The organism is Oleiphilus sp. HI0043 (genome assembly GCF_001634935.1).
This window is the reverse complement of sequence record NZ_LWEY01001877.1, coordinates 1-12848: the sequence shown is the minus strand read 5'-3', so window position 1 is coordinate 12848 and position 12848 is coordinate 1. Positions and strand designations below refer to the sequence as shown.

At 45.5% G+C, this 12848-nt stretch carries 15 protein-coding genes and 1 pseudogene; 7 read left to right on the top strand and 9 right to left on the bottom strand.

The genetic code is table 11. From position 1 onward, the window contains the following. The first annotated feature begins 2 nt into the window (after positions 1-2). Positions 3-173, top strand: coding sequence for a manganese efflux pump (locus A3729_RS34755; RefSeq protein WP_369820167.1), 171 nt, complete (start codon positions 3-5; stop codon positions 171-173). Positions 174-295: 122 nt separating this feature from the next. Here A3729_RS34755 and cynS read toward each other — a convergent pair whose 3' ends face one another. Together cynS and A3729_RS28815 are read right to left on the bottom strand one after the other, a co-directional pair. Further along, on the bottom strand, positions 296-736 hold the full coding sequence (cynS, locus tag A3729_RS28820) for a cyanase (RefSeq protein ID WP_068554530.1): 441 nt from the start codon (positions 734-736) through the stop codon (positions 296-298). A 254-nt stretch (positions 737-990) separates the two neighbouring features. Continuing rightward, positions 991-1956 carry a GlxA family transcriptional regulator gene (locus tag A3729_RS28815; RefSeq protein WP_197469683.1) on the bottom strand — a complete coding sequence of 322 codons (966 nt, stop codon included), beginning with the start codon at positions 1954-1956 and terminating at the stop codon, positions 991-993. A gap of 133 nt (positions 1957-2089) precedes the next feature. On the opposite strand from A3729_RS28815, the gene A3729_RS28810 reads away from it, so the two are divergent. Together A3729_RS28810 and A3729_RS28805 are read left to right on the top strand one after the other, a co-directional pair. Then, positions 2090-3244 (top strand): acyl-CoA dehydrogenase family protein, encoded by a 1155-nt coding sequence (locus A3729_RS28810; RefSeq protein WP_068554534.1) that lies wholly within the window; start codon positions 2090-2092, stop codon positions 3242-3244. A gap of 43 nt (positions 3245-3287) precedes the next feature. Then, positions 3288-4241: a nitronate monooxygenase family protein gene (locus A3729_RS28805; protein WP_068554536.1), complete on the top strand. Its 954-nt coding sequence runs from the start codon at positions 3288-3290 to the stop codon at positions 4239-4241. A gap of 205 nt (positions 4242-4446) precedes the next feature. Here A3729_RS28805 and A3729_RS33645 read toward each other — a convergent pair. Beyond that, positions 4447-4698: pseudogene (locus tag A3729_RS33645) on the bottom strand (HD-GYP domain-containing protein); the annotation flags it as partial. 15 nt (positions 4699-4713) lie between these two features. After that, positions 4714-5541: a two-component system response regulator gene (locus A3729_RS28800; protein WP_197476242.1), complete on the bottom strand. Its 828-nt coding sequence runs from the start codon at positions 5539-5541 to the stop codon at positions 4714-4716. Between the two features lie 180 nt (positions 5542-5721). Here A3729_RS28800 and A3729_RS28795 point away from each other — a divergent pair, with 180 nt between their 5' ends. Then, positions 5722-6354 (top strand): YceH family protein, encoded by a 633-nt coding sequence (locus A3729_RS28795; RefSeq protein WP_068507027.1) that lies wholly within the window; start codon positions 5722-5724, stop codon positions 6352-6354. A gap of 32 nt (positions 6355-6386) precedes the next feature. Here A3729_RS28795 and A3729_RS28790 read toward each other — a convergent pair whose 3' ends face one another. The 4 genes from A3729_RS28790 to A3729_RS28775 all read right to left on the bottom strand — a co-directional run bounded on the left by A3729_RS28790 (position 6387) and on the right by A3729_RS28775 (position 9072). Beyond that, positions 6387-6962 (bottom strand): hypothetical protein, encoded by a 576-nt coding sequence (locus A3729_RS28790; protein ID WP_068554538.1) that lies wholly within the window; start codon positions 6960-6962, stop codon positions 6387-6389. 84 nt (positions 6963-7046) lie between these two features. Next, positions 7047-7718 (bottom strand): 7-carboxy-7-deazaguanine synthase, encoded by a 672-nt coding sequence (queE, locus tag A3729_RS28785; RefSeq protein WP_068554540.1) that lies wholly within the window; start codon positions 7716-7718, stop codon positions 7047-7049. Positions 7719-7862: 144 nt separating this feature from the next. After that, positions 7863-8369, bottom strand: a complete 507-nt coding sequence (locus A3729_RS28780) for a DUF4124 domain-containing protein (RefSeq protein ID WP_068507034.1) — start codon at positions 8367-8369, stop codon at positions 7863-7865. A gap of 49 nt (positions 8370-8418) precedes the next feature. Next, positions 8419-9072, bottom strand: a complete 654-nt coding sequence (locus A3729_RS28775) for a DUF2390 domain-containing protein (RefSeq protein WP_068507042.1) — start codon at positions 9070-9072, stop codon at positions 8419-8421. Between the two features lie 36 nt (positions 9073-9108). Between A3729_RS28775 and A3729_RS28770 the strand changes: the two genes are divergently transcribed. After that, entirely contained in the window at positions 9109-11025 is a 1917-nt protein-coding gene (locus A3729_RS28770) for an ATP-binding cassette domain-containing protein (RefSeq protein WP_068507044.1), read from the top strand. 215 nt (positions 11026-11240) lie between these two features. Here A3729_RS28770 and A3729_RS28765 read toward each other — a convergent pair whose 3' ends face one another. Continuing rightward, positions 11241-11588: a HopJ type III effector protein gene (locus A3729_RS28765; RefSeq protein ID WP_068507046.1), complete on the bottom strand. Its 348-nt coding sequence runs from the start codon at positions 11586-11588 to the stop codon at positions 11241-11243. A gap of 207 nt (positions 11589-11795) precedes the next feature. On the opposite strand from A3729_RS28765, the gene rpsU reads away from it, so the two are divergent. After that, positions 11796-12011 (top strand): 30S ribosomal protein S21, encoded by a 216-nt coding sequence (gene rpsU, locus A3729_RS28760; protein ID WP_068507050.1) that lies wholly within the window; start codon positions 11796-11798, stop codon positions 12009-12011. A 220-nt stretch (positions 12012-12231) separates the two neighbouring features. Next, a complete protein-coding gene (locus A3729_RS28755; RefSeq protein WP_255374951.1) occupies positions 12232-12696 on the top strand; it encodes a GatB/YqeY domain-containing protein in 465 nt (154 codons plus the stop codon). The last annotated feature ends 152 nt before the right edge of the window (positions 12697-12848 follow it).

Below are 12848 nucleotides of genomic sequence, written 5' to 3'. Positions count from 1 at the left end.
TGCTGAACGTTAACGGATTTCTAGCCTGTGCTTTCATAGCTATAACCACTGCACTATTTAGCTTTGCCGGAGTCTACCTTGGCGAGAAAACAGGCACTTGGCTCGAAAGTCGAGCTGAAGTGTTAGGTGGGACGATTTTGATATTGATCGGGTTAAAGGTCCTCTTAGGCTAAGACGGTCCAGCCTACTGTCATTCATAGAGAACTAAAAATTGTTTAAATAGGGTTCGAGAAATTATTAAGTAAAAACAATAAATAAAAGTGAGTACGAAGCTCTGGCCTCGTACTCGATTAAGCTACCAGGCTTTGTAGGGTAAGAACTTACCATTCATGGTTAAGACGACGCGATCACCTTTCGGGTTCTCTTCTTTTTCAACATCCATACTGAAGTCAATTGCGCTCATGATGCCGTCGCCAAACTTTTCTTGTATTACTTCTTTTAGCGTATCGCCGTAGACACCGACAATTTCATATAGCCGATAAATTAAAGGGTCTTGAGGAATGGATTGATCCCAGGTTTTAGTCGGGTATTCCATCAATGCAGGCTTTGCTTCGTCCGGTAAATCAAGTAAGGCACAAACCTTATCTGCAACGTCCTCGGGCATACTATTCATGCCCAGACAAGCTGAGGTGAGCCATACTGAGCCCATGCCGACTTCTTCTGCCATACCTTCCCAGGTAAGTTCTTTAGATTTTTTAGCTAATACAATTGCTTCGATCACTTCTTCTTTCTTCATCACAATCACCTTTATTTACTGTGTTGGTCAGCGTCAGGTTTGAGCTGAGGAATAAATTTCATAAAGGGCTTTTGCAAGCGCTATGCCATTGGAAATTGTTATTATTATTCAATAGATTAGCTAAAACCTATGCGTGTGATCTATCAGTGAGGGCCTTATTAGTGTGCACTGAAAGGCTTGTTTCGAAGAGAGAGCCCTGTCCTAAGGCACTGCTGAATCAAGGGACTTGTCTAGCTGATTGTAGTGAGCAAAATTTATCGTAGCTTCTTACGCCAAGCGGCGGGGCTTAGGCCATATTTTCGCTGAAATAAACGATTGAAGTGGCCAGGGTCTTGATAACCAACCTTCCATGATATTTCTGCGACACTTTGATCACTATGTTTGAGGTGCTCTTTTCCCTGCTCAATTTTTAAGTGTTGAATATAGCTAAGAGGTGATTCGCCCGTTGCTTCTTTAAAGCGACGTTTAAAGGTGCGTACACTCATATTTGCTTTTGTGGCAAGTTGCTCGATAGAAAGGGGCTCAATGAAGTGGATTTCAAGCCACTGCTGGATAGAGAGAATAGCGTCGTCTTGATGGTAGGTTTGTTTACCAATGGAGGCAAATTCGCCGGAGTAGGCTCGTCTGAAATCGACCAAAAAAGTACTTTCTACGGCTTCGCCAACCTCAGTGCAGGATAAGCGTGAAAGCAGATAGATCATGATCTCCATGGCTGCATTCATTCCTGCAGAGCAATACAGTTCCCCGGTAGCGGTAATAAAACGATCGGGGCGAAGATCGATTTTGGGGTACTTCTGTGCGAATTCTTCTTGCTTATGCCAATGCGTGGTACAGATTCGCTCATCCAAGAGCCCGGCCTCTGCCAGAAAGTAGGAACCGGTTGTCGCAGCCATAATCGGGATACCTTGCTCGTGCCACTCCCTAAGCTTTGGGTATAAGGGGCGCTGATCGATTAGCAGCGCTTCCATGTCACCCCAGATTCCATGAAGAATGACCAGGTCTGTATGTTTGATATCGCCTAGTGCCTGATCAGGTGTAATGCTTAAGCCGCTGAATGATGAAATAGCTTTGCCATCTAAGGTAACTAGCGAGATAGATATAGCCTCGCCCAAAAGCTTTTTTTGTAGCATGGAGGCAAAGGCAAATACATCATGACTAAGACCTAAACTTAAGCCCATTGCATTCTCGCAGGCATAAAGCGTGACATGTTTTAGCATCATAATCTCCGGAATATATTGGGGTATTATTTACCTTTATGGCCCGTTTGGCCATTTATATGACCTGAGTCACGCTGTTTCTTTTTGTCTTCGATTCTTAAGATTGCGTTAGTTAGATCTTATATTGGAGATGAGCATGAAATTCACGTCTGAACATGAAGCCTTACGCAAAACAGTGCGAGCCTTTGTTGATCAGGAAATGGACCCTTTTGTTGATGAGTGGGAGCAGGCAGGCAAAGCGCCTTTACATTCACTATTCAAGAAAATGGGTGACCTGGGCTTGTTGGGTATACATAAACCCGAAGCGAATGGTGGTGCAGGTTTAGATTATAGTTATAACCTGGTGTTTGCTGAGGAAATTGGCCGAGCCTATGGTGGTTCCTTGCCCATGGCGATTGGTGTGCAAACAGACATGGCCACGCCTGCTTTGGCTCGTTTTGGTAGTGATGAGTTAAAACGTGATTTTTTGGCGCCAGCCATCGCTGGAGATATGGTTGCTTGTATCGGGGTTAGTGAAGCTGGGGCAGGTTCAGATGTTGCAGGTTTAAAAACGACCGCTAAAAGTGACGGTGATGACTACCTTATCAATGGCAGTAAGATGTGGATCACGAATGCGACGCAAGGTGATTGGATTTGTTTACTTGCCAACACTTCTGAAGGCAGCGTTCATGCAAATAAATCAATGATCATTGTGCCTTTGGATTCACCGGGTATCGAGACCTCAAAGCCTTTGGATAAACTCGGTATGCGCGCCAGTGATACGGGGCAGATATTCTTTGATAATGTTCGCGTACCTAAGCGCTATCGAATAGGCGAACAGAACAAAGGTTTCGCTATGCAGATGATGCAGTTTCAAGAAGAGCGAATGTATGCCGCTGCGAGTTCACTAAAGGGAATGGAGCGAATTATCAGTGATACCCGGGATTGGTGCCGAGATAGGGAGACCTTTGGCCAGCCGATATTAAACAATCAGGTGGTGCACTTTCGCTTGGCAGAGTTGCAAACCGAAGTTGAGGCGCTCAGAGCGCTGACTTGGAGAGCTTGTCAGCAACATATTGAAGGTGAAGACGCGACCTACCTGGCATCCATGGCTAAATTAAAAATGGGCAGGTTATGGCGTGAAGTAAGTGATAGCTGCCTTCAATACTGGGGAGGCATGGGTTTTATGTGGGATAATCCTGCTGCCAGAGCCTATCGTGATACGCGGATACTATCGATAGCCGGTGGTAGTGATGAGATGATGCTCGGAATTATTGCCAAGCGTATGGGCACATTGCCGAGCCGACGGTAGAAGCGGTTCTGCCAAAAATAGCTTTTACATTGAGATAGAAAAAATGCAAATACCCGCCTTATTCGAAAACAAACTAAGCTTGCCTGTTATCTGCGCGCCGATGTTTTTGGTCTCTAGCCCTAAACTGGTGATCAATGCATGTAAAAACGGAGTCGTAGGCACGTTTCCCAGCTTCAATACCCGAACTCAGGACTTATTAGATACTTGGCTTGGCGAAATTAGCGAGGACTTGGCGCAGTTTGCTGAAGCTAACCCCGGCAAGCCTGTTGCCCCTTTCGGTGTTAATCTGGTTGTACATCCCTCAAATACGCGTTTACCGAGTGACCGAGAAGTGGTCAAGAAGCATAAGGTTCCTTTTGTCATTACCAGTCAGGGCAACCCTGCAGAGATAGTGAAGGAAGTGCATGAGTGGGGCGGTGTTGTCTTTCATGATGTGATTCGTGCAGAGCATGCGAAGAAAGCAATTGCTGCGGGTGTGGATGGAATTATTGTTGTCTCGGCAGGAGCAGGAGGCCATGCGGGTACCATTAACCCCTTTGCTTTGGTGAGAGAAATTCGAGAATTTTGGGACGGCCCTTTGGCTTTGGCCGGTGCTGTGAATGATGGCTACGGTATACGTGCAGCTGAAGTGCTGGGAGCAGACTTTGCTTATATGGGAACACGCTTTATAGCCACCGAAGAAGCCGAGGTAGACCCTGACTACAAAAAGATGTTGGTTGAATCAGGGATTAAAGATTTGATCTTCACAGATACCTTTACTGGCGTGAAGTGTAACTTCCTTAAGCCGTCAATTGAGCGTGCTGGCGTTGACTTGGCAAGTTACCAGGCCAAGGAAAGTGTCGATCTTGATTTGGCAGGTAGTAATGCATGGAAGGACTTTTGGAGTGCTGGTGAAGGCGTATCGGGCATTCACACAATTAAATCGATGGCTGATTTAGTAAAGGAGTTAAAGGTAGAGTACCTGGGCGCAGTTGAAAAGCCGGGCTTTGCCAAGTAAAGGTTATAGTACGGTTAAGCTTGGCGCTGACGATACTGGGCAGGCGATACGTCCGCCCAGCGCGTAAATGAAAGCGAATGTGATTTCACTTACGATGTGTTTGAGGGGTTGTTTCACGTCTTTAAGATATTTGCTCCACGTGTTAGAGAGGCAGATACTGCGCTACAACAGATCGCATTATTTGTCCGGAAAATATTGCGAGCACTTACTCGTCTTTGTACTTGTCAGCGATTGCCAGGAATAAGTGGCAGTTATCCAGAAAGGCATCAAGCATTACCGGGTCAAAATGCTGAGCTCTGCCCTCGCGCATAATCTCTAAAGCTTGTTCATGTGTCATGGCGCTTTTGTAACAACGCTTGGAGATCAAGGCATCATACACATCGGCAATCGCCATTAAGCGTGCAGATAATGGGATAGCTTCTTTGCTTAGCCCTTTAGGGTAGCCAGAGCCATCCCACTTTTCATGATGACATTAAGCGATTTCCTGTGCATATTTCAGGAAGCAATCGCCCTCTTGTGTCCTATTTGATAATTGACGAGCTTTTTGCAGGGCATCGCCGCCTAAAGAAGCGTGACTGCGCATGATCTCCCATTCTTCTGCATCCAGCTTTCCGGGCTTAAGTAGTATTCGATCGGGGATCCCTACCTTTCCAACATCATGCAATGGTGCTGTTCGGAACATTGCATCGATAGCTTCGTCATCTAACTCATCTTTATATTCGGGTAAGTCGCGCACCAGTTCTGCAAGTTGTTTAACGTAATGTTGGGTACGAACGATATGTAATCCGGTTTCCTGGTCACGGGTTTCGGCGAGCGTGGTGAGTGCGTTGATAACGACTTCCTGGGTATATCTAATTTCTTCAGTACGCTCTTGAACGCGTTGTTCAAGTAGCTGATTTTGCTCGGCAAGGGATTTCTTGGCAGCCCGCAAGGTAAGCTGGGTACGAATTCGAGCCAAGACAATGGGGGCTGAAATGGGCTTGGTAATATAGTCGACGGCACCATGGGCCAAGCCCGCGGCTTCGTCACAAACTTGGTTCATTGCGGTAACGAAGATTACGCGAATGTCGGACCACTCATCATGTTCTTTGATGCGGTCAAGCACCTCCATGCCCGACATACCAGGCATATTGACATCGAGCAAGATCAGTTCGATAGACTCATGCTGCTGCTCGAGCTGTTGTAATGCCTGAGTGCCATTAGTGGCGGCAATAAGATCGAACTCGGATTTGAGTGCTTCAGAAAGTAGACGTAAATTGATAGGTTCATCATCAACTATCATAATGAGCGGCTTGCTCATAGATATATCCTTTTAAGTAATTGTCCTAGAGTGCCTTGGTGCTAAAAACTATGCTATATAAGTATGCAGAGGATAGATCCGATGTCCAATAATTGCTGTTTCAATAAGTCGTGTAATTGATAAAGACACACGTTAAAATCGACAAATTCACTAAAATATAACAAAAGGCATAAATCATAAATGAGTGAACATGATTCTTCTTCCATCTTGTCATTAGTCGAAGCTCGTATTTTGGGGGCCTTGATGGAGAAACAGCTAACCACACCCGATGTCTATCCTTTAACGCTCAATAGCCTGGTGACAGCCTGCAATCAGAAAACTAGCCGTGAACCGGTGATGGATCTTTCTGAAGGTGATGTTCAACAGAGCCTTTATGACTTACAGAAGCGGGCCTTGGTAAAATTTGAGTACGGTTCAAGAGCGGATAAATATGACCAGCGTCTGACGCGTGAATATCATATGAATGACGCAGAGCACGCTATCTTTTGCATGCTCTTGCTGCGAGGCCCGCAGACGGTGAATGAGCTTCTCACCCGAACCCGCAGAATGTATGAGTTTTCAGGGCCAGAAGAACTAATTGCTTTAGTCGATAAGCTGCTAAACAGAACAACACCATTGATGTGTCGCTTACCGTCGTCTGCCGGACAGCGGGAAGATCGTTATATGCACCTGCTCAGTGGGGAGCCTGATATGACGCAAATACAAGAGCCTTCAACACCAGTAAGCGACTCTTCAGCGTCTTCAGATGAGCTCTTCGCTCGAATTGAAGAGCTTGAGAAACAAGTCGCTTGGCTGATGGAGCAGAAGCAGTAAGCAAACACTAATAATAGCGAATAGAGCGAAGGCTAAAATAAGCTTTCGTGACGGTCGATATTAGAAAGCGGAATCGTGATAAATGGCAGGCCTAGGGCATCGGTCTTCACCTTGGCCTGTAAGACTTGGCTACGATTTTCGCTGCCGGTTTCGCCGATGTAGTAATACATTTCTGCGATACCGTGGAATTTCTCTAAAGTGATGATGTTTAGCTGAGTGTTTTCAGCGACCCCTGGAACATAGCCAAAGGGTATGGCAATACCAAAGTTGTCCAAGTCTGTGCCAAGAGAGGTGTAGAAGGCTGTCATCACCTGTTCAGACTCTTCTTGTGTGGCCACAACATTGATACCGAAACGGCTTTCTAACTCAATCGCCAAACGTTTGTCGGCATAAGCTTTAAGGGGTGAATCACTTAAAAAGTAAGAGTTGATATAAACGTTTTTACCTTCGAGTGCATCTAGCTTTTCATCTTCAATACTTCTGACCAGATCATCGATGCTATGTGTGACTAAGCGCTGAGCGGTAGAGCCGCCCAAGGTTCCTTGTAAGTCACGGGTTGAGCATGCTGTAAGCACTAAGCATATAAGAAATAATAATGAGAGACGCATTGCGATATTCCACTTTGAATTATAAAAAGTCTAAAGTAGCTTAAGAGACTGAAAGATGGAAGGGGGTAAATGGGCTAGGTAGTCTTAGTCTATTCCAAGTAGCTTATGCATTTGTAATGTTAAGCGCCATTGAGGGTGGCTCAGACAATAGTCGAGCGCTAAACGGGTATTGTTTATTTTGTCTGGGTCTTCACCAAAGCGCACAGCGGGGCTGGCCATGGGCGATAAAAAATAGTGATCAGCGGGGAAGTCTTGATAGGTTTCAGGTAGTGCGTCGCTCTGAGGATAAACCAGCTTTAGTTCATCACAGCGATCAAAAACAATGCTTGATTTGCCTTTTGGGCTAAGGCATACCCAGTCAATACCCTCAGGAAGAGGGAGCGTGCCGTTGCTCTCAATAGCGATCTCAAAACCTAGCTGATGCATCAACTCTATCAGTTTTGGGTCAAGCTGAAGTAGTGGTTCTCCGCCAGTGAAGATAACGTAGGGTTTGGCTATACTCTTACGGCTTGAAGAAGAGCTGGCGAGTACTTGATTGCTGTCCCAGAGTGATTGAATTTTTGTTGCCAATGCTTGGGCATTAGCAAACTCGCCACCATTTTGCCCATCTGTGCCAAGAATATCTGTGTCGCAGAAATTGCACACAGCGTCTGCCCGGCTATCTTCTCTCCCATTCCATAAATTGCACTTACTAAAACGACAAAATACAGCTGCACGCCCTGCACGAGCGCCTTCGCCTTGCAGGCTGTAAAACATCTCTTTAATTCGATATTGCTGTTTACTGCTTTTTGTCACGGTCTTTTTGTGCTCTGGTAAGGGGCTTAGAGAGGGCCTTAATGACTTAAGGTCTTCTCAGGGCTATTTGCTGAAGTGTACTGGTATGAGCGAAATGAATGGCTTTTAGTTTTCGCCGGTAATCGCTTTCAGTGTTTCGTTACGAGATTCCATCATATCACGGACGGCTTTTGCGTCACTCATTGCATTGAATGCATCATCAGCTGTTAGTTGGCCATCTGCCAGGGTTTCTGACATTTTGGGTTGTGGTGCATAGGCTGAGGTAGACTCTTCGTCCGACTCGATTTTCACACTTTGGATAATATTAACATTGGTGTTTACATTCATGGTTGATACGTTCTGAGCCCCTGCTGGGGGTCTATCACCATAGTGCCACATGCCTGTTGCGTCTTGCCATTTGTAGAAGGACACTTTGTTACTGCTGCTTGAGCTGGTTGTCGAGCTCGAGCTTTCATTGCCGGTAAGGCTGTCGGGTAGTATTTTATCAGGAATCAGGTCGGCAGACGTCGGCATGGCGAGTGTAGGCTTACCATTGTCCATCTTAAAGAAAAAAGGCAAGATGATTGCGGCGGCAAGAATGCTGATGGTAATAAAACGAGAAATCATTTTCATGGTGACAAGTTCCTGTGTCTTTGTGCTATTAAGATCATGTTTTGTGTTGTTAATAGCTAATATTGTGTTTACAAATTTGTGACTGGATTTCAGAGTCGGAGCAATTTGGTAAACAAGTTCGAATACATAATAATAGATGTGATTTCGGCAGCCTGCTAGCTAATAAATTACCAATCAGAATATCGATCGTGTCTCCGTTCTGCTCAAATGGAATCGTCTGAGATAGCTTAAACAGTAAAGCATGTTCGACTTGTTCGGCTTGCAGCTCGTTTTGCTGAACGTCCTTTCTTAGCGCACCTTTGGGTAGACTTTTTCTTACCTGCCTAAGTGGTGCAACGACTTGTTCGTGCCAAGAGTCTAGCTCTTCGTTGATGTTGGGTAGCAGCGGTGTAATATTCTTTTTCATAAGCCCAGCCCACATTGCAAAGAGTGATAGGTTGACGCGAAAGCCTTGGGCATCTTGTAGGTCTAATAAGGTGTCTTGCAGTGTTTTATTCTTCCACAGCTTAAGTGAACATAGCCAAAATTCATTCTCTAGAGAGAGGGCGTTCATTTCTGCTGCCGATATTGCGGTGATAGAGGGGCGGCTATGAGTCATTTGGTTAGAGCATATTTGATAAGTGTAAATCGAAATAAATCCATAGGAATTTATCGGCATCTTAGGATTGATGTTGCGTAGGATATCCGCTACCGTCTGCGCCATCCAGACATATCTTATCAGTAAAGGCAGGTTTCCTGAATGTTAAAGATCGATGCATTGACCCTACGAAGAGGCCCGGAGCCTTTATTAGCCGAGGCGAATGCCCTTGTGCATGCCGGTCAACGTGTGGCGATTATTGGCGCCAACGGGGCAGGAAAAACAAGCTTGTTTAAACTTATCTTAGGCGAACTTAGCCCGGATTCGGGTGCCTATTCTTTGCCCGGTAACTGCCGTGTTTCTCATATGGCTCAGGAAGTCACAGCAGGAGAGCGAACGGCTAAAGATTATGTGCTCGATGGCCATCAGCAGCTCCGTAGTCTGGAGGCTGAATTAAAACAAGCTGAAGCCGCACACGATGACCATAAAATTGCTGAACTCCATGGAGAGCTGGAGCACATAGGTGCCTATGAAGCACCAGTTATCGTGGAAAAGTTACTGCATGGTTTGGGATTTGATCAGAAAGACATGCAGCGCCCGGTTAATGACTTCTCTGGTGGTTGGCGAATTCGTTTGAATTTGGCGCAAGCACTGATGTGCCCTTCTGACCTATTGTTGCTGGATGAGCCGACGAACCACTTGGATCTAGATGCGATGCTCTGGCTGGAGCAATGGCTGAAACGTTACGAAGGTACGGTGTTATTCATTTCTCATGACCGTGACTTCATTGATGCCGTGTCGACACATATTCTTCACTTCGAACACAAGCAGCTGAATCAATATACAGGAACTTATAGTGAGTTCGAGACGCAGCGTGCTCAAAAGCTTGCTCAGCAGCAATCTCAGTATGAAAAGCAGCAGCAGCGTATTAGCGAAATTCAGTCTTTTGTAAATCGCTTTAAAGCGAAAGCGACCAAGGCAAAACAGGCTCAGAGTCGTGTTAAAGAACTTGCTAGAATGGAGCTTATTGCCCCGGCTCATATTGATTCACCGTTTAACTTTAGCTTTCCTGAGAGCGACAAAATATCTAGCCCATTACTAAGCATTCAAAAAGCAGACTTGGGCTATGAGCAGAAAGCAGTGCTCGAAGATTTTACTACCAGCATCTTACCGGGTACACGAGTAGGCCTTCTAGGGCCAAACGGTGCCGGTAAGTCGACTTTAATCAAAAGCCTGGTAGGTGATTTAGCTCAGCTTAGTGGTCAGCGTGCAGAAGGAGAGCACCTTCGAATTGGCTATTTTGCCCAGCACCAGTTGGAAGCCTTGGATCTGAGCGCGAGCCCTTTCTTGCACTTGCAGAGAATTAACCCAAAAGCGACGGATCAAGAAATTCGTAACTTTTTAGGTGGTTTTGATTTTAGAGGCGACGCTGCATTGGAGACCATCGAGCGTTTCTCGGGTGGAGAAAAAGCTCGCTTGGCTTTGGCGATTATTGCTTGGCAGAAACCAAACCTTCTAATGCTTGATGAACCGACTAACCACTTGGATTTGGAAATGCGTCATGCGCTGACGATGGCTTTGCAGGCTTTCCAGGGAGCAATATTGGTAGTTTCGCATGATCGTCATTTACTAAAGAATACCGTCGACACCTTCTGGCTGGTGGCAAACGGGAAAGTCGAAGAGTTTAAAGGCGACCTGCACGATTACGAAGTTTGGTTGCAAGACTTCCATAAAGAGTCGAGTAAAACTGAAACTGTAGAGACAGACAGTGCAGACAAGCAAAATGAATCAGCGGAAGATAAAAAGGAACGCAAGCGTATCGCTGCGGAGCTTCGTCAGAAATTGAGCCCACTGAAGAAAAAGCTCAAAACCGCAGAAAAGGCGATGGAGAAGCACCAAGAAGCTTTAGCTGAGCTCGAAGAGAAACTCGCTGCCCCAGAGATTTATCAAGCTGAAAATAAAGCCAAGTTGAAAGAATTGATGGATGAGCAGGCAACACATAAAGTCGGTTTAGAAGAATCCGAGATGGAATGGTTTGAACTGAGTGAAGAGATCGAAACGGCCGAGAGCCAGATGTAGTTTTTTCTCAAAGCTTGGTTTTAGTGTAGGCAGAGAGCTCCGTCTTTTGCAGGATCAATCTCGTGCTAGCCCGCTTGCGAGCCGTGGAAGGCTCTGCCTACAAGTTTGTGGATTCACAGGTAGCGGGCAAATAACGATTATCGTAGGCAGAGGGTTCCATCCCTCGCAGGTCGATGCCCCGTGCTAGGCGTGGAAGCCTCTGCTTACAGATGCTTCTACTTGGCCTTTAATGCCTCACCCGAAAATGAAATGCCTTTCCAGCCTTGAGTAATAAAGTTGCGAATGTTTTGGTGGTCATTGCCCTCAGGGTTCTTGAGCACATCTTCGCGATAGTATTGACCAAAACAAGTTAGAGTTTGTTGCTCATCCAGGTTTTGAAGCTGGGCAAAAGCAAAGAGTTTGCAGGAGCCCGAGTTCTGCCCTGCCTCATTGGCTTGCTCGCCATTTTGAAAGGCTGTGGGTGTAAATTCATATAGCTCGTCAATAATTGCCATTGTATCTTCAAACTGAATGCTGCTTGCATCTTGGTTTAAACGTTGGACGAAAGTCTCTAAATTAGACAAAGTTTTCTCCCTGGGTGGTGAATATAATGAATTTTATATGATATCACTTTACTTGCCGGATTTTTCCAATTAAACTTCGCGCCCCTAAGTGGAACTGTGTCTATATTTTGATCGCTGTGCCAGTAAGCCAAGCTTGCTGAAATGTGCACTGCAGCCATAGCTCAGTAAGAATTTATCAATATAACTTTATTGGAACAGGTAATTTTAATGCCTTCTGTAAAATTGAAAGAAAACGAGCCATTTGATATCGCTCTTCGTCGTTTTAAGCGTACTTGTGAAAAAGCAGGTGTTTTGTCTGAAGTTCGTCGTCGTGAATTCTACGAGAAGCCTACTTCTGTACGTAAGCGTAAAGCAGCTGCAGCTGTTAAGCGTCACGCGAAGAAGGTTCAGCGCGAAACAAAACGTTTCGAAAGACTGTACTAAGATTTGTCACCACTCTTTGTCTATATTTTAGATAAAGAGAATGTGAGCGATAAAACGACAAGGTCTAGGATAATGATATTCTAGCCTATTGTTGTTTTTTGCGTTTTAAGCAGATAAAACTTTACCCTTGCTCTATCAGGTTGATCGCGATATGCGAGTGTCTTGGTACGGTCGTTATGCAGGTAGGGTTCTACAGCAATGTAATTAGATGGAGTTTAGTGTGAGCGAAGCCGGTGCAAGTACTTTAAAGGCAAGTATTACCTCTGCAATGAAAGAGGCAATGAAAGCTCGCGCAAAAGAGCGTCTAGCGACTATCCGTTTAATTCTGGCTGAGTTTAAGCGTATCGAAGTTGATGAGCGTATAGAGTTAGATGATGCTCGTGTGCTTGCTGTGCTAGATAAAATGCTTAAACAGCGTCGAGATTCAATTAGTCAGTACGAAGCAGCAAGCCGCCAAGATCTTGCGGATGTAGAAGCTGGCGAAATCGCTGTGATTGAGACGTTTCTACCCGCGGCACTGACTGCCGAGGAAATTGATGCTTTGGTCGCCGAGGCAGTGGCGAGCTCTGGAGCAGAATCAGTTCGGGATATGGGCAAGGTGATGGCGGTGCTTAAGCCTCAGCTTCAAGGTCGAGCTGACGTCGGTAAGGTAAGCCAGATCGTTAAGCAGCGCTTAGCTAGCTAGACTTCAATTCCAATTATCTCTTGAACAGAGCGGGTCTACTACAAGGTAGTCATTTAGTCTTTGTTTCATGGCTTATGCTATATTATGCATCTTCATTGAGTAGTGTGTCGTAGCAGATGGCAGGATTAATCCCACAAGATTTTATAGAAGAC